Origin of the sequence: Nocardia sp. NPDC047654 (assembly GCF_043205035.1) — a bacterium.
Taxonomy (GTDB): Bacteria; Actinomycetota; Actinomycetes; order Mycobacteriales; family Mycobacteriaceae; genus Nocardia.
In genome coordinates this window covers 218,670-233,499 of record NZ_JBIDDF010000007.1, presented here as the reverse complement: position 1 = coordinate 233,499, position 14,830 = coordinate 218,670, and the positions used below count along the sequence as shown (strand labels likewise).

Here is a 14,830-nt window from a genome sequence, read left to right as displayed (position 1 = left end):
GTTCCAAATATGTACCACTCTGGTACATTTCGATAGAGGCAAGATTAGAACGTGTTCTAGGAGTGGTCAATGGTCGGCCGACGGTCCGCACCCACCGCCCGGGTGGTTCAGGTCCTGGATTTCTTCGTCGAACAGCGCGGGAAACGCTTCGGGCTCTCCGAGCTCGCCCGCGAGCTCGACCTGGCCAAGCCGACCTGCCTGGGCATCCTCACCGAGCTGACCTCGGGCGGCTACCTGGTGCGCGATGCGGGCACGGTCACCTACGGGCTCGGGCCGGCGCTGATCGCCGCGGGCCGGGTGGCGCAGGACAGTTTCGCGATTTCCGCGCTCGCCCGCGTCGAGCTGGAGAAACTCTCCGCGCGCTACCACACCACCTGCACCGCCTCGGCGGTGGTCGGCGAGCAGATCATGGTGCTGGAGAGCACCGGACCCGGCCTGGTGAAGGTGGGCGCGGCTTACCATTTCGCGCCGCCGGTCGGCCTGATGTACGTGCTCTGGGACACCGACGCGGCGTTCGACGCCTGGCTGGCCAAACCCCCGGCGGTACCGCTGCGACAGGACGAGGAGCGACTGCGCCAGGTCGTCGCCGAATGCCGCGAGCGCGGATTCCTGGTGGAGAGCATGACAACGGCCGGGCGGCGGCTGTACTCGCTGCTGGCCGGCGTCGCCGACCGCGATCTGCCGCCCGAGCTGCGCGAACTGGTCGGCGAGCTGGTGACAAGCCTGGGCGAGCGGGTGTATCTCGGCTCGGATCTGCGGCCGCGCAAAGAACACGCGGTGAGCCTGCTCGCCGCGCCGACCTACGACGGTGACGGCAGGCAGAACATGGTGCTCACGATGTACGTCGGCCGCTCCATCACCGGGGCCGAGATCGCTCGCCGTGGCGCGGCGCTGGTGGCGGCCGCCGACGCGGTGACGGCGAAGTCGGGTGGCCACAAACCATTGACCGATAACCGAAACGTGTTCTAGTTTTGCGGTGTGAGCCAGTACGCGAAGTCGACGGCGAGCACCTACGAGCTGCCCCATCTGGACGCGCTCGAGGCCGAGTCGGCGCACATATTCCGTGAAGTGGCAGCGACATTCGAGCGCCCGGTGTTGCTGTTCTCCGGCGGCAAGGACTCGGTGGTGATGCTGCACCTGGCGGCGAAGGCCTTCTGGCCGGCGCCGCTGCCGTTTCCGGTGCTGCATATCGACACCGGGCACAATTTCGACGAGGTGATCGCCTACCGCGACCAGACGGTGGCGCGGCTGGGCCTGCGCCTGGTGGTCGGGCGAGTGCAGGACGACATCGACGCGGGGCGCGTGGTCGAGGAGACCGGGCCGCGCGCCTCCCGCAACCGATTGCAGACGACGACACTGCTGCGCTCGATCCAGGAAGGAGCGTTCGACGCGGTCTTCGGCGGCGCGCGCCGCGACGAGGAGAAGGCCCGCGCCAAGGAGCGGGTGTTCAGCTTCCGCGATGAGTACGGCCAGTGGGATCCGCGCAGGCAGCGCCCCGAGCTGTGGAACCTTTACAACGGCAGGCACCGCGCAGGAGAGCACATCCGGGTGTTCCCGCTGTCGAACTGGACCGAGCTGGACATCTGGAGTTACATCGCCGCCGAAGGCATCGAGCTGCCCCCGCTCTATTACGCGCACCGCAGGCCGGTGGTGCAGCGCGACGGAATGCTGTTGGCGCACACCCGCTTTCTCGAACTGCTCGACGGCGAGGAGCCGTACGAGTCCACCGTGCGGTTCCGCACCGTCGGCGACGCGACCTGCACCGGCTGCGTCGAATCCACCGCGGCCACACCCGCGGAGGTGGTCGCCGAGGTCGCCGCGGCGCGGGTCACCGAGCGCGGCGCCACCCGCGCCGACGACCGCATCTCCGAAGCAGGCATGGAAGACCGCAAACGCGAAGGCTACTTCTGATGACGACCACATTGTTGCGCCTGGCCACCGCGGGCAGCGTCGACGACGGCAAGTCCACGCTGATCGGCAGGCTGCTGTTCGACTCCAAGACGCTGTTCACCGATCAGCTCGCCGCGGTGGAGCGCACCAGCCGCGACCGCGGCGACGACTATCCCAACCTCGCTCTGCTCACCGACGGCCTGCGCGCCGAACGCGAACAGGGCATCACGATCGACGTGGCGCATCGCTATTTCGCCACGCCGAGAAGAAAATTCATCATCGCCGACACTCCGGGGCACGTGCAGTACACCCGCAATATGGTGACCGGAGCTTCCACCGCCGACCTGGCGCTGATCCTGGTCGACGCCCGCAAGGGCGTGGTGGAGCAGACCCGCAGGCACGCGTTCCTGGCCAGTCTGCTCGGCATCCCGCACCTGGTGCTGTGCGTGAACAAGATGGACCTGGCGGACTGGTCGCAGGAACGTTTCGAGGAGATCCGCGAGGAGTTCGCGCGATTCGCGTCCAAACTGGACGTCTCCGACCTGACCTTCGTGCCGGTGTCGGCGCTGCACGGCGACAACATCGTGCACCGTGGCGCGAGCATGCCGTGGTACGAGGGCACTCCCCTGCTGCACCACCTGGAGGAGGTGCACATCGCCTCGGACCGCAACCTGATCGATGCGCGCTTCCCGGTGCAGTACGTCACCCGCAGCCACGCCCAGGATTTCCGCGGGTACGCGGGCACCGTGGCGGGCGGAGTCTTCAAGCCCGGCGACGAAGTGGCGGTGCTGCCGTCCGGTTTCACCACCACGGTCGAGGCGATCTGGGGGCCGGGCGGCGCGCCGGTCGCGGAAGCCTTTCCGCCGCAGGCGGTCACCATCCAGCTCGCCGACGAACTGGATATCTCCCGCGGCGATCTGATCTGCCGTCCGAACAACCGCCCGGCCGCGGGTCGCGATGTCGACGCGATGGTGTGCTGGTTCGCCGAGGACGCCCAGCTGACACCCGGCGCTACCTACACGATCCGGCACAGCACCCGCGCCGCGACCGCCGAGGTGCGCTCGCTGGACTACCGGCTGGACGTCAACTCGCTGCATCGCGACGAGCACGCGGAATCGTTGTCGCTCAACGAGATCGGCCGTATCCAGCTGCGCACCCGGCAACCGTTGCTGTTCGATCCGTACCGCCGCAACCGCGCCACCGGCAGCTTCATCCTCGTCGACGACACCACCAACAACACCGTCGCCGCGGGCATGATCACCGGCCCGAGCCTGCCCTCCACCCGAGTGGTCTGGCACTCCACGGCCGTCGAACGCGACGAGCGCGCCACCCGCGGCCTCACGGTGTGGCTGACCGGCTTGTCCGGGTCCGGAAAGTCCACCGTCGCCGTGGAACTGGAGCGCAGGTTGGTCGCCGCGGGCCGCCCGGCGTTCCTCCTGGACGGCGACAACCTGCGCCACGGCCTCAACTCGGATCTCGGCTTCAGCACGGCCGACCGGGAGGAGAACGTCCGCCGCGTCGGCGAAGTGGCGAAACTGTTCGCCGAATCCGGTGTGGTCGCGGTGGTTTCGCTGATCAGCCCCTACCGCGCCGACCGCGACCGCGTCCGCGCCGCCCACGACGCGGCGGGCATTCCCTTCCTGGAAGTGTTCGTCGACACGCCACTGGCGGTCTGCGAAGCCCGCGACCCCAAGGGCATGTACGCCAAAGCCCGCGCGGGCGAGATCCGCGGCTTCACCGGCATCGACGACCCCTACGAAGCGCCGACCGAAGCCGAGATCGTGCTGCGACCCGACCACGGCGACCCGGCCTCGATGGCCGCGACGATCATCGCGCGGCTGAGTCGTATGGACTGAGCATGCGCGGAAAGGGCAGGCGGCAAGTGGCCGCCTGCCCTTCGGCTTCCCCGATTCGTCGTAACCGGCTTCGTGGATCGGCTATCCCCTCCACAGTCGATACACGAAGCCGGCTTCTGGTGACATCTTCATAATCGGTTCGGATACGAGCGTAGAGCGATAGGATCCGATTGTAAAGCGCTAAGCGACTAGCCGCTGCGCTCTGATCCTTTACCGGCGGATACCATGGTCGCACGGTGACGGGGCCGAATCGGGAGGTTGGTGGCACAGGTCGTGTCCGGCGAGGGAGATGAGATCAGCGAGGAGCCGACGGAGGACGCCGGCCCCATCGCGCGGCACCTGAATCGGGTGATCGCCGCTGCCCAGCGGCGGGATTCACGCAGCTACTCCAACAAAGACATCGCCGAGCGCTCGACCGCGCTCGGCTATCCACTGAGCCCGGCCCAGGTCTCGCACATCCGGCTCGGACGAGTCCGCAACCCCAGTTTTCGCACGGTCGAAGGGATTTCCGTGGCACTGGGCGTCGATGTCCGGGAATTCCTCGACGGCGCGGCCGCGCAGCAAGCCGACGTCGAATCGCGGCTGGCCGCGGAGCTCTCCGAGGCGGGCGTGGAGGCGATCGGTTTCCGCCTGTCCGAACTCGGCACCTTGAACGAACTCGGCAGGTCGACGTTCGGCGCCATAGTCGGCAATATCCTGCGCGATCTCCAGCAGCACGAACTCTATCGCCGACCGGCCGCTGCGGAGGACGACGAGAAAACCGAGGGTTGAGTGATCGGCTGCCGCTCGGGTCAGAGTCGCAGATCCGCGGCCGAGACTTTCGGAGCGGGGCCCGGCCGATAGGTCGCCTGCGCGATCGGGCGGCGAACTTCCGTATAGGCCTCCAGCGCGGCGGCGATGGAGTCCGCGCTGCGCAGGGTCTTCGCCAGGACGATCGCATCCTCGATGGCGGAGGTCGCGCCACGCCCCGCCGCAGGCGAAACGGCATGCGCCGCATCGCCGATCAGGACGGTGTCGGCGTTGTGCCAGCTCCCCTCGGGTTCGAGTTCGTACAGTGCGATCGGAGCGCTCACCTCGGAACGCTCCAGCACCCGCACCACCGGGGTTGCCCGCAGCGCGTCGAGGAACACCTCCGGGTCGACCGCCGTGCCGGACGCGACGGTGCGCCTGCTGAACCAGAACGATCCATCGCGGTCGTCCCCCACATAGCCCGCTACACCTTCGGGGTGCGACCAGAAGTGCAGGACGTGCGTCGGGAGCCCGGGCACCACGACCGGGCAATGACCGTAGCGGATCGATTGACCGGTGTAGGTGGGCTCTCTTGCATCACCGAGCATGCGCCGCGTGGCCGAACGAGCACCGTCCGCGCCGACCAGCAGATCACCCGTGCGCGAGCCGGGATCGACCCGCGTTCCGTATTCGCACGGGATGTCCGCTTCGTCCAAGCGTTCTCGCAACAAGGCCAGGAGATCCTTGCGCCAGATGTGGGTGCTGGGCCAGCGATGACCGGGCTCGGTCCGGGCGAAGGAGTTCGTTCGCCCGGTGAGCGTGTCGACGGTGCTGACGCCGACGACCGGGAACCCGGCCGCTCTGACCTTTTCACCCAGGCCGATCTGATCGAGCGCGGTCGACGCGGCGGGGCCGAGGGTGACCCACCCGCCCACCTCGGCAGTGCGCGCCGCGGTCTCATGGACCTGCACCCGCGCCCCGACTTTCGCCATCGCCAGGGCCGCGCACGCCCCTCCGACACCGCAACCGATGATCTCCGCTCGAAACATCCGGTCACACCTTCGCCGTGGGCCGAGCCCATTGCCGACGCACCCGAACCATGTTCTCCCCCAGGCGGGCCGCCAAGGCCACGAGCAGTTTGCGGTCGGCATCGAACGTATCAGCCTGGTCCACGGCCGCGCGGTGCGGTTCGCCGTACAGCACCGGCCGCTCGCGATTGGCCGCGGCGACGCGCTGGAGTTCGCGCGCGTAACCGGAGACGGTGGCGGTCGACGTCGGATCGATCTGGGGGCTGAGCAGCATCAGCGCATCACGAATGTCGACCATCATCGCCTGCCGCCATTCCATGACGGCCGCCAAGGGCTGCCGGACGCGGAAGGCGGGCATCCGCCGTTCCGGAAGAAACCGGGTGATCACGCCGACCGCGAAGCGCCACAGCCGCCACAGCAACAGAACGTCACGCAATGCTGCGAGGCCGACGGCCACCGCTCGTATCCGCATCACCAAGCCATACCAGGACACACCCAGAAGGAATACGAACTGCCCCAGATAGACCTCCCACCGCCCCAGCGCGACGAGCGCTCGCGGTGGCCGTACCGATTCCGCGTAGTACCCGAGCTGGACGGTGAAAGTCACCGAGGCGGCGAGCATCGACACCGCGCCTATCGCGGCGAGCCCGATTCCGTGGGCCGGCGTCCCCGAGAGCAAACGCAGATAGGCGAAGCAGTAGAAAACGATCAACATCCCGATCGGCAACGTGCTCACCTTCTCCCCGAGATGGAAGCCGACCACGGCGGGGTCGGCGAATCCGTAGGGTTTCGCGCCGGGGCCCGCGACCACCACGCACACGGCCATGACGATGATCGACGCGGCAAGCGGGATACCGAGCGCGACCAGTATCTTCTTCGTCTGGGCGGTGTGCCGGGAGGCCAGCACGAAGAACGCGACGATGCAGGCCTTGGCTCCCACCAACAGGACGGTCCCGACGAATTCGTAACCCATCGCGCTCAGCAACCACGGGTCCGGACGGTTCTGGACGTACTCGCCGAAGGCATACCCCGACGCCAGGAAGAAGAAGGCCCCCACGACCGCGAGAAGAGCGACGTCCTTGTTGCGGCGGTATTGACTCGACTTCCAGATCATGGCGGCGGTGAACGCCGCGATGAGCCACCCGTGCGGTATGTAGATCACAGCCAGCCCATTCTCTCCTGCAACGGCAGTGACAGGTCTTCGGTCCGCTGTAAGGGCCGCAGCGCGCGCTGCCGATCGAGCACCCTGCCCACCTCGTACCCCCACCGCGCGAGCAGGTTCGCCGTGTACTCCGCCTCCCATTCCCGCTCCGGAGACAACGCCGCATGGCGGTGCACGTTCCCGGTCTCGTAGTGCCCGGCGATGATGTGCCCGAACTCGTGCCCGATCCCGTGGTCCTGATGCCAGGCGGGTGTCGCCTTCTGATACGCGATGACGTAGGTGTCGGGCGGCGCCGAAAGCTTCAGCGTGATCGCGAAGAAGCAGTCGACCGGCAGCAACTTCTCCTGCAGAAGCACCGTCGCGCCGGTGAATTCGCAATAGCGCTCGATCAGCTGGCGCATGGTCAGCAATTCGCGCACCTTCATGCGCTGGAGCAGCAGGCGGGTGCGATGCTCGACCTCGCGAACCCGCGCGGGACTCGGGACGAAGCGAGAGTTTCCGTCCCGCGCGCTGTCGGCGGACCCCGCCGTGTCACGCGCCGAGCGTCTCATGCGCCCGCGCCATACGGAACTCATCAGACCTCACACCCCGCTGCCCGCCCCACCGCCCCGACAGTCGGCAACCGGTCCGTCGAACGGTACTAAAACGATGCCGAGCGCCGCGCCTGATCGACCATCGTGGTCACAGAACCCCCGTGCCCGGCCGGTTCGGCGTTCAAAGTACCACCGCCGCGACCGGACGGCATTGATTGGAATCCCCCTGGCACGCTCTCCATTCGCGTCGATTCGACTGTCGTGCATTGGCCGCACCTGCTGAGGCGACACGGTGTCACTCGGGCGTGCGAACGGCCCCCGCCGATTTCCCGCCGCCGGGCTCGCACAACGCGTCGCGAATGGTGTCGCGCAGCCAGCGCTGGGCCGGATCGGCGTCGAGCCGGGCATGCCAGAGCAGGCGCACTTCGACTTCCGGCAGGTCCGCGGCAAGGGGAAACCAGCGAATGCCGAGAGTCCGGCCGTATTGTTCGGCGAGGCGCTGCGGGACCAGTCCGACGTAACGGCTCGAGGAGACCAGGAGCGCGGCGACAGCGAAGGTCGGGACGACGGCGGCGACGTGGCGTTGCAGGCCCGCCGCGTCGAGCGCGTCGTCGAGCGGTCCGCGAGCGCGCCCACGGCGGGAGGCCGAGACGTGGGGACGCCCGCACAGTTGCCGCAACGTCGGGCGACGGCGCCTGCACAGCGGACTGTCGGCGCGGACGATGCCGACCATTCGTTCCCGGTACAGCACGGCGGTGCGGATGTCGGGAGCCGCGGCGTCACCGACGCCGATGTCGAGATCGACCGAACCGTCGCGCAGGGCCTCGACGCTCTCGCTGCCCTCCGTGACGAAACGGAGGACCACGCCGGGGGCGAGCGCGGCCGTGGCATCGACCGCCGTCGTCGCCAAGGTCGCGGCGACGCCGTCATTGATGCGAATGGTGAAAGTGCGCTCCAGCTCGCCGATCGCGATCTCGCGATCGGCGCTGATCAACGCGGCCGCTTCGTCGAGCAGTGACCGCACCCGCGGCGCGGTGCGCAGTGCGAACGGTGTCGGAGCCATCCCACGCCCGGCGCGCACCAGGATCGGATCGTTCATCGCCCGTCGCAACCGGCCCAGCGCCCGGCTGGTCGCGGGGATGGACAGATGCAAGCGCTCGGAAGCCGCCGTGACGCCGCCTTCCCGGAGCAGGGCGTCGAACACCCGCAGGAGATTCAGATCCAGCTGCTCGGGCATAGTTGCATCCTACGCAAGTATCTATTGTCGAAGTTGCGTGGCACGAAGTTCATCGAGATCCCTACCGTCGGGCACATGCCGTTCGATGTCATGCTCCGGGATCGCGTTGCGTTGTCGCGAGACCCGTCCCGTCCCGCCGCACAGCGCGGTCTGCTCGCGATCATGTGCGCCTGCGTAGTCCTCGTCGTCGGGATGGTCGCCGCGATCAACCTCGCCGTCCCGATGCTCGCCTCCAGCGCACTGCATCCGTCCGCGTCCGCGCTGGTCTGGATCGTCGACACCTATGTGATCGTCTTCGCCTGCCTGGTCATCCCGGGCGGGGCCGCCGGGGACCGCTTCGGGCGCAAGGGAATTTTGCTCGCGGGCCTGGGGCTGTTCGCGGTGGGCGCGCTGATCTCGGCGACGGCGCCCACCGTGGCTCTGCTTCTGGCGGGCCGTGCGATCACCGGTGTCGGCGCTGCCGCCGTGCTGCCCAACACACTGTCGGTCCTGCTGCACGCGGTACCCGCCGAACGCAAGGGCGCGACGATCGCCACGTGGGCCTCGATGACGGGCATCGGCGGAGTCGTCGGCAACGTCGGCGGCGGGTCGATCCTGTCGGGCGGCTCGTGGCGGTGGTTGTTCGCCGCCGCCGTGCCGATCTCGCTGGTTCTCGCCGCGATCGCGGGACGTATCGCGCCGGTGTCGGCGCGCCATGATCGCCGCCTCGATCCGCTCGGCGCGGTGCTGCTCGTCGGTGCGTCGGTCGCGCTACTGCTCGGCATCGTCCAAGGGCCGGAGGCGGGGTGGAACAGCGTGGTTGTCGTCGCCGGGTTCGCTTGTGCCGCGTTGTTGTTCACCGCGTGGACGGTCGTGGAAATGAAGGTCGAGCATCCGCTGCTGGATCCCCGGTTGTTCCGCGTGCCCGGCCTGCGCAGCGCCTGCCTCGGGATGACGGCGGTCTTCTTCGGCATGTTCGCGCTGTTCTATGTGAACGCGTCGTTCTTGCAGTACGGCAAGGGGTTCGGCGTGCTGCGCACCGGGCTGGGCATCGTTCCGCTGACCGTCCCGATCATCCTCGGCGCACGACATGCCGCACGCGTGTCGGGACGCATCGGCCTCGACGCGACCATCGCACTGGCCTTCACGTTCGTCGGATGTGGGCTGCTGGGGCTCTCCGTGAGCGGCACGCAGACGCCCTACCTCGCATACGCGGCCTGGCTCGTGATCACCGGAGTCGGTGTGGCGCTGGCACTTCCGACGCTGTCCGGCGCCATCGCCGGTTCGCTGCCGCCGGAGCAGGCCGGAGTCGGAGCGGGACTGCAAGCCACCACGCGGGAATTCGGCAGCGCCCTGGGGGTCGCGGTCATCGGCACGGTGCTCACCGCACGGTTCGCCGCCGCGCTACCACCGGACATCCGCGCCGACCATTCCCCGCACACCGTGGCCGAAGCCCTCGCCACGACCGCGCCCGAGCGCGCCACCGAGGTCGTCACGGCGTTCGTCTCGGGCGCGGACACCGGATTCCGCGTGATCGGCGTGACCGTACTCGTCCTCGGCGGGCTCGTCGTACTGCAGTCGCTGCTGTCCCGGCGGAGTAGCCGGTCGTAGGTTGATCAGGCGACGATATCCGCGCTCACAACGACGTATCGGGTGCTGTTCTGGGCGGTGACCGACGCGGCGGGTGTCCGGGCGAAAAGGGGACCTTCAACCGGCCCGTGCCCGGTCGATCGCGGCAAGCCCGGCTCGAAGATCCACGTGCTGTCCGACCGCGCGGGAATTCCGCTGTCGGTGGGTATCTCGGCCGCCAACACCAGCGACGGCGAAGCGCTGCGGCCGCTGGTCAAAGCGGTCCACGCCACCCGCTCGCAGCGCGGGCCGCACCGACGCGAACCCGGCAAGCTGCACGCCGACAAGGCATACGACACCGCCGAACTGCGGCAAGGGGTGCGCAACCGCGGAATCGGTGTCCGCCCTGCCCGCAAAGACATCGAATCCTCCCAGCGCCTCGGCCGCCACTGGTGGATGATCGAGCGCGCGATTTCCTGGCTGACCGGCTACCGCCGCCTCAAACATCCGCTACGACCGCAAGGCCACCAGTTCCTCGCCTCGCCGCGACACTTACCTGGTACAAGAAACTCGCGAAATCAGCCATGTGAGACACGGCCTAAGGCAGCGCTTCGCTGCTGTGCGGCGGAACGGATTGGGCCGGCGCGGATTACTTGCTCGGCCGCATGCGACCAGTGGCTCGTAAGGTCTCCACCGCCGCGCATTTCCACGAGCACTCGTCCGCGTCGCACTCGAGATGCACCTGCATGAGGGCGTGCGCGTCGCCGGGGCCGAATTCCGGGCCGTCTCTCGGTTCTACCGCAGGCCAGCCCAACGGCGGCCAGCCCAGCAGGGCACAATTGCTCATGGCCGACACGTTCGGCGATGTGATAGACGCTCGGACCACGCAACGGCCTTCGCCACCACCTGCTCGCCGCGAAGAAGACCATCAGCAGCACCACGACCACCGCCGTCCCCACCACCAGGGCCGTGCCGAACTCGGACCGGTCGGACATCAAGCTCTCGCCCCGTTCTCCGGTGCGCCGAGCGGCGCCCACCGATGTCCCCGCTCCCACACCTGCTCGGGCGCGACGACAATCAGCGTCACTTCTTCCGTGAGGCCGCGCCTGGCGGTCCAGATGTGCTCCCGAGTCGGAGCGATGACGACCGATGCGCCCACCCGGCGGATCGCCTGCACGAGCAGCAGCGTCGGCATCAGCGCATCCCGCTCCACCACCAGCACTTCCGGCTCGGGATAGCCTCTCCGCTCGGCTAGCGCCCGAATCGCGCGCTCCTCACCCGCGTGATCACTGCCGGACTGATCCAGCCGGATGTAGCCGAGCGCGATTTCCGCCATGTCCGCCCCTCTTCCGTCGATGTGGTGTGGCACCCGGTGCCGGGGATCCCCGGACGATGGCAACGCGATCGGCGCTGTTGACGAGGGATGTGCTCGCCCGGCGCCGGGGCCCGAACAGACTGTGACGGAACGACAACACAGCGAAGCGGCAAAAGTTTTGCCACCCTGGGGATGAAGAAGTCTGTGGAATGGAATGCGTGATGACGATGACCCAGGAGTCCGGTGTCGGCGACAAAGTACGCGTAGCCAGGAAGCTGGCGGGCTGGAGCCAGGAGAAACTCGCGCGGGAAGCCAACTTCTCGGCGAGTCTGGTCCGCAAAGTGGAGCGCGGCCGCGCGCCCGCGTCCCCGGCGTTCGTCGCGGCATGCGCACGTGCTCTGCGCGTGAATCCGGCCGATCTGCTGGAGCAGCCCTATCCGCGCCAGACTCGCGACGAACAGCAAGTGCATGCCGGAGTAGCCGGAATCCGACGCGAACTGGCCGCGTACAGGATCGAGCCGGACGGCACCATGAACGCACGGCCCGAGCGCGAACTCGCCGCTGACGTCGCGAAGGCGTCCAAACTGCGGCACTCGGTCAACCTCGGTGACCTCGGCACGCTCCTGCCGGGCCTATTAGCCGACCTCCGCGTGGCTTGGCACTGCGCGACCGGAACCGAGCGCACGCGCATATTCGGTCTTCTCGCCGAAACGTTCGCCGCGACCGGACAGCTCGTGTACAAGCTCGGCTATATCGACCTTTCCTCGTTGTGCGTCGAGCGGTACGAATGGGCAGCCGCGCAAACCGACGACCAACTGGCCGTGCTCGCGGGTGATTATCAGCGCGCGGGCGAGCTGATCTGCACGGCCGACTGGTCGACTGCCCTGCGCTTCCTCGAATCCAGTCGCGCGGCAATCGAATCCGACATCGGCGGCGGCGACCCCGCTGTTCTCAGCATGTGGGGCAACCTCCACCTGAAATCGGGTCTCGCCGCAGCCCGCGCGGGACGGCGGGACGTCGCCGACGAACACCTCGCCGAAGCGCGGGAGACCGCCCACCGCATCGGTGGCGATCGGGACGACTACCGGCTGTGCTTCGGCGTCACGAACGTCGACATCTGGTCGGTCGGGCTGGCCGTCGAGATGATGGACGGCACCGAGGCGGTGAAGCGAGCCGAGCGCGTGCGTCTCCCCGCTTCGACACCACGTGAGCGCGCGGGACACCACTACATCGACCTGGCCCGGGGATACCTGCTCCATGGAGACCGCACCAAAGCTCTCAACTCCTTGCGTAAAGCCAAGGAGATCGCGCCGACACAGACCCGCTACCACCCCATGGTCCACGAGACGATTCGGGTTCTCGCTCGCGACGACGCACGGAGCAATGAGAGTGTGCGGGGATTTGCCGCTTGGTGCGGAATCGAGCGCGGCTGATCAGGTTCGGTTGAGCCGAGCGACCGCGCACCCGACCAGGTAACCTTTCCAAGGAGCAGGGATACCTTTCGCCGTACCTGCTTGCTGGACGTCGGGAGTTCCGGAACCGCTTCGCTCACGTCACAGACAGGGATTACGGTGTGAACCTTCCGGATGTCGAATGGCGACACCTCGACGCTGTAGAGGCGCGGGAACTCCGAGCGACGGTCGAAGACATCTACCGTCGGTCTTACGTCGACGCGATCGCCTCCGGTGATCCGTTCGATGCGCCTGAGCAGTTCATGCACCGATTCGACAACTACACCGACCCCGCAGGCGGCAGTGTGTTCGCGATGGTCATGGCGTATGTCGGCGGGACGCCCGCGGGGCAGACGTGGGGATGGACGCTGCGTCCGAATGCCGCGTGGTGGAGAAATTTTCAGCCAGACGATGGGCTTGCCGGCATCGACACGTTCACCACCGAGGATGGCACCCGAACATTCGCGCTGTCGGAGATCATGGTGTGCGCCGAATACACCGGTCGCGGCTTGGCGCGAAGCCTGCACGACACGCTGTTGAGCAGCCGACCCGAACGGCGTGCGACGCTCCTGGTCGAGCCCGAGAATGAACGCGCTTACGGCGCGTACCTGCGCTGGGGATGGTCTCGAGTCGGCGTGACGAAACCGGGTTGGCCGAACGCGCCGACGTTCGATGTCTTGATCCGTGAATAGAGATAGCGCGAAGATTCGCTAGCCGGCGGTGGACGAGTCGTATTCAGCGGAGTGCGATCCACGGCGAGGGGCAGGCGGTCGCCACTGCCTGCCCCTCTGCCCCATCGAATCAGCCCAGCGACCGGAAGAACTCGCGCACGTCGCCGATCAGCAGCTCCGGCACCTCGAGTGCGGGGAAATGCCCGCCGGAGTAGAACTCCGACCAATGGATGATGTTGTGCGTGTGCTCGGCGAAGCGGCGGATGGCGTAGTCGCCGTCCTTGAATACCGCGACGCCGGTGGGCACGGTGCCCTTCGGTTTCGGGGCGAACATGGTCGCGTCGTGGAAGCGCTCGTAGTAGAGGTTCGCGACGCTGCGGGCGGTGTCGGTGAACCAGTAGATGCTCACCGTGGTCAGCAGGCGATCGAGGTCGACGGCCTGTTCGGGCAGGCCGTGGGATCGGTCGGTCCACTCGCGGTACTTCTCCACGATCCAGCCGAGCTGGCCGGTCGGGGAATCGGCGAGCAACTGGGCGATGGTGTTCGGGCGGGAGCCCTTCAGGTTCATGTAGGCCGAGCCGTCGTCCTGGAACTTCTTCATCGCGCCCAGTCGCGCCTTCTCCGCGTCGGTGAGGGCGGCCATGTCGGCGGGGTCGCCGGTCGGGAAAGTCACCAACGCGTTGACGTGCACGCCGAGGACATGCTCGGTATCGATCCGCCCCAGTGCCGGGGCGATGAAGGCGCCGTGGTCGCCGCCCTGCACGCCGTAGCGGTCGTAGCCGAGACGGGCCATGAGTTCGGCGAGCGCCGCCGCGATCCGGCCGTCGTTCCAGCCCGGCTCGGTGATCGGGCCGGAGAAACCGTGGCCGGGCAGCGACGGGATGACCAGGTGGAAGGCAGGCGCGTCCGGGGTGCCGTGCGCGGCGGGGTCGGTGAGCGGGCCGATCATGTCGCGGAAGTCGGCCACCGAACTCGGCCAACCGTGCAGCAACAGCAGCGGGGTGGCGTCCGCTCGGGCCGAGCGCACATGCAGGAAGTGCACATTCTGTCCGGAGACGATGGTGGTGAACTGCGGGTAGGCGTTCAACTGCGTCTCGGCGGCGCGCCAGTCGAACTTCTCGGCCCAGTACCCGGCCAGTTCCTTCAGGTAGGCGGTCGGCACACCGCGCTCCCAGCCGATGCCGGGCAGATCGTCGATCCAGCGGGTGCGGGCCACGCGCGAGCGAAGGTCGTCCAGGTCGGCCTGCGGGATGTCGATGCGGAAGGGGCGGATCTCGGTGTTCGTCATGCCATTGATACTTCGGGTAACGAGGGGCCCGCCGAATCACGAGAATTCGTTATTTCCGTCGTGGGCGCTCTGGCTCGAAGTACCGATCCAGCTCTCCACCGCGCTCCGCCTCGGCTCCGCGA

General features: G+C 67.7%; 13 protein-coding genes and 1 pseudogene. 8 read left to right on the top strand and 6 right to left on the bottom strand.

From position 1 onward, the window contains the following. Window positions 1-69: 69 nt before the first annotated feature. From ACGF7Y_RS20900 to ACGF7Y_RS20885, 4 genes are all read left to right on the top strand, one after another. A complete protein-coding gene (locus tag ACGF7Y_RS20900) occupies window positions 70-969 on the top strand; it encodes a helix-turn-helix domain-containing protein (RefSeq protein ID WP_393236122.1) in 900 nt (299 codons plus the stop codon). A 9-nt stretch (window positions 970-978) separates the two neighbouring features. Further along, the gene (gene cysD / locus ACGF7Y_RS20895; protein WP_393236120.1) at window positions 979-1,911 is read left to right on the top strand and encodes a sulfate adenylyltransferase subunit CysD; all 933 of its coding nucleotides are present in this window, start codon (window positions 979-981) and stop codon (window positions 1,909-1,911) included. Next, on the top strand, window positions 1,911-3,746 hold the full coding sequence (gene cysC / locus ACGF7Y_RS20890) for an adenylyl-sulfate kinase (protein WP_393236118.1): 1,836 nt from the start codon (window positions 1,911-1,913) through the stop codon (window positions 3,744-3,746). The genes cysD and cysC overlap by 1 nt, the downstream gene beginning before the upstream one ends. 261 nt (window positions 3,747-4,007) lie before the next feature. Further along, window positions 4,008-4,517: a helix-turn-helix domain-containing protein gene (locus ACGF7Y_RS20885; protein ID WP_393236116.1), complete on the top strand. Its 510-nt coding sequence runs from the start codon at window positions 4,008-4,010 to the stop codon at window positions 4,515-4,517. A 20-nt stretch (window positions 4,518-4,537) separates the two neighbouring features. Here the strand turns inward: ACGF7Y_RS20885 and ACGF7Y_RS20880 are convergent, their stop codons facing one another. The 4 genes from ACGF7Y_RS20880 to ACGF7Y_RS20865 form a co-directional block, all read right to left on the bottom strand. Next, window positions 4,538-5,524: an FAD-dependent monooxygenase gene (locus ACGF7Y_RS20880; RefSeq protein WP_393236114.1), complete on the bottom strand. Its 987-nt coding sequence runs from the start codon at window positions 5,522-5,524 to the stop codon at window positions 4,538-4,540. Between the two features lie 4 nt (window positions 5,525-5,528). Next, the gene (locus ACGF7Y_RS20875; protein ID WP_393236112.1) at window positions 5,529-6,665 is read right to left on the bottom strand and encodes a hypothetical protein; all 1,137 of its coding nucleotides are present in this window, start codon (window positions 6,663-6,665) and stop codon (window positions 5,529-5,531) included. After that, window positions 6,662-7,216, bottom strand: a complete 555-nt coding sequence (locus ACGF7Y_RS20870) for a hypothetical protein (RefSeq protein WP_393236110.1) — start codon at window positions 7,214-7,216, stop codon at window positions 6,662-6,664. The genes ACGF7Y_RS20875 and ACGF7Y_RS20870 overlap by 4 nt, the downstream gene beginning before the upstream one ends. A gap of 277 nt (window positions 7,217-7,493) precedes the next feature. Beyond that, window positions 7,494-8,435, bottom strand: a complete 942-nt coding sequence (locus ACGF7Y_RS20865; protein WP_393236108.1) for a LysR family transcriptional regulator — start codon at window positions 8,433-8,435, stop codon at window positions 7,494-7,496. Between the two features lie 75 nt (window positions 8,436-8,510). Here ACGF7Y_RS20865 and ACGF7Y_RS20860 point away from each other — a divergent pair, with 75 nt between their 5' ends. Together ACGF7Y_RS20860 and ACGF7Y_RS20855 are read left to right on the top strand one after the other, a co-directional pair. Then, window positions 8,511-10,025 (top strand): MFS transporter, encoded by a 1,515-nt coding sequence (locus tag ACGF7Y_RS20860; RefSeq protein ID WP_393236106.1) that lies wholly within the window; start codon window positions 8,511-8,513, stop codon window positions 10,023-10,025. Window positions 10,026-10,079: 54 nt separating this feature from the next. Further along, window positions 10,080-10,733: pseudogene (locus tag ACGF7Y_RS20855) on the top strand (transposase); the annotation flags it as partial. Between the two features lie 244 nt (window positions 10,734-10,977). Here ACGF7Y_RS20855 and ACGF7Y_RS20850 read toward each other — a convergent pair. Next, window positions 10,978-11,319, bottom strand: coding sequence for a hypothetical protein (locus ACGF7Y_RS20850; RefSeq protein WP_393236104.1), 342 nt, complete (start codon window positions 11,317-11,319; stop codon window positions 10,978-10,980). Window positions 11,320-11,519: 200 nt separating this feature from the next. Here ACGF7Y_RS20850 and ACGF7Y_RS20845 point away from each other — a divergent pair, with 200 nt between their 5' ends. Further along, on the top strand, window positions 11,520-12,731 hold the full coding sequence (locus ACGF7Y_RS20845; RefSeq protein WP_393236102.1) for a helix-turn-helix domain-containing protein: 1,212 nt from the start codon (window positions 11,520-11,522) through the stop codon (window positions 12,729-12,731). Between the two features lie 140 nt (window positions 12,732-12,871). Then, the gene (locus tag ACGF7Y_RS20840) at window positions 12,872-13,441 is read left to right on the top strand and encodes a GNAT family N-acetyltransferase (RefSeq protein WP_393236100.1); all 570 of its coding nucleotides are present in this window, start codon (window positions 12,872-12,874) and stop codon (window positions 13,439-13,441) included. Window positions 13,442-13,550: 109 nt separating this feature from the next. Here the strand turns inward: ACGF7Y_RS20840 and ACGF7Y_RS20835 are convergent, their stop codons facing one another. Beyond that, window positions 13,551-14,708 (bottom strand): epoxide hydrolase family protein, encoded by a 1,158-nt coding sequence (locus ACGF7Y_RS20835; protein ID WP_393236099.1) that lies wholly within the window; start codon window positions 14,706-14,708, stop codon window positions 13,551-13,553. Between the last annotated feature and the right edge of the window lie 122 nt (window positions 14,709-14,830).

Coding starts and splice junctions, on each gene's coding strand:
- ACGF7Y_RS20900 (WP_393236122.1), top strand. CDS start 70: ATGGTCGGCCGACGGTCCGCACCCACCGCCCGGGTGGTTCAGGTCCTG.
- cysC (WP_393236118.1), top strand. CDS start 1,911: ATGACGACCACATTGTTGCGCCTGGCCACCGCGGGCAGCGTCGACGAC.
- ACGF7Y_RS20880 (WP_393236114.1), bottom strand. CDS start 5,524: ATGTTTCGAGCGGAGATCATCGGTTGCGGTGTCGGAGGGGCGTGCGCG.
- ACGF7Y_RS20870 (WP_393236110.1), bottom strand. CDS start 7,216: ATGAGACGCTCGGCGCGTGACACGGCGGGGTCCGCCGACAGCGCGCGG.
- ACGF7Y_RS20865 (WP_393236108.1), bottom strand. CDS start 8,435: ATGCCCGAGCAGCTGGATCTGAATCTCCTGCGGGTGTTCGACGCCCTG.
- ACGF7Y_RS20860 (WP_393236106.1), top strand. CDS start 8,511: ATGCCGTTCGATGTCATGCTCCGGGATCGCGTTGCGTTGTCGCGAGAC.
- ACGF7Y_RS20850 (WP_393236104.1), bottom strand. CDS start 11,319: ATGGCGGAAATCGCGCTCGGCTACATCCGGCTGGATCAGTCCGGCAGT.
- ACGF7Y_RS20845 (WP_393236102.1), top strand. CDS start 11,520: ATGACGATGACCCAGGAGTCCGGTGTCGGCGACAAAGTACGCGTAGCC.
- ACGF7Y_RS20835 (WP_393236099.1), bottom strand. CDS start 14,708: ATGACGAACACCGAGATCCGCCCCTTCCGCATCGACATCCCGCAGGCC.